The organism is Peribacillus sp. NPDC055009 (assembly GCF_053608705.1).
In genome coordinates, this window is the sequence record NZ_JBSGVZ010000049.1 from 1 (window position 1) to 1,093 (window position 1,093).

The 1,093-nt window shown below is 28.5% G+C and carries 1 protein-coding gene; it reads right to left on the reverse strand.

Annotated features, from left to right (window positions below; translation table 11 throughout):
- A partial coding sequence (locus ACWF5P_RS27095; RefSeq protein ID WP_452445549.1) for an RNA-directed DNA polymerase occupies positions 1-849 on the reverse strand: 849 nt, incomplete at its 3' end.
- Positions 850-1,093 lie beyond the last annotated feature (244 nt).

Here is a 1,093-nt window from a genome sequence, read left to right on the forward strand (position 1 = left end):
GTAATATACCCATTCTGGTTCTATAACTTGTGGAATTTTAATAATTTTTGTTTTTGTCATATTCAAATCTAGTTCATATTTTTTTAAAATTTTATTTAAAATATTAAGTGCTTTTTTAGCTTCATCAGAAGATCTAAAATAATATTCCATATCATCCGTATATCGAAAACCTTTTAGACTGTCACCAAATTCTTTCCTAAAATCATCATCAATAGCTGTACCTACTATCTCTTGAACTATTAATGAGGTTACAGGACCAATAGGTATTCCTATCGTTTGCCCATCCTGCATATTTCTGACTAGTGTATCTATTTTATCACCTATATACCTATCACCTTTATCTTTTGTATTGGATTTAGCAACTTCTTTAGTATGTAGTGCCCAGGAAATCGAATGTGTATAAATACTTGGATAGTATCTTGTGATATCAGCGTGTAAAATATATTTTTTTGTCACTAGATTACTTAGTCTTATATTAATTTTTTCTGACATTTCATATTTTGGTTCAATAGAACCATCATCGGATCTTTTGGGAGTAGTTAATGAAAATTGTGATTTTATAAAATGCTTATTTAAAAACTCCCATTCTTCTTCTAACAATCTAGCCAACAAAATATAATGTAGCGGATGAGGAATTGAGATGATTCTTCGAAAATTATCTATTTTTGGGATTGAAAAATCAATTAATTTAGTCCACTTTTTAAGACCATTATTTGATAGTTTTGATTTTGACAAATCAAATTCAGTAATATGCTCTCCTAAAAAAAATGAGGTAAATTCACAGGGTATTTCTTTAGAAAAATATCCTTGTGATACTATTTGCTTTGCTATATCTTTATCAACTGACATAATTTCACGTCCAATATTAAATTTTCTATATAAATTCATACAACCTTGTCAGAAGTTCAAAATATTAGAACCTCATTTATTTATGATTAGTTTCAATACCATTAATCTAACTATTTACCTTCTAATTAAAATCGGCAGCTCTTCCTCAAAAATCCGGGATAATTGTTGAGCGAAGATCAAACAGCACTCCTAAAGTATATATCCATAAGGTCCCCTCTCTGTATTATTAGAAGTATATAACAAC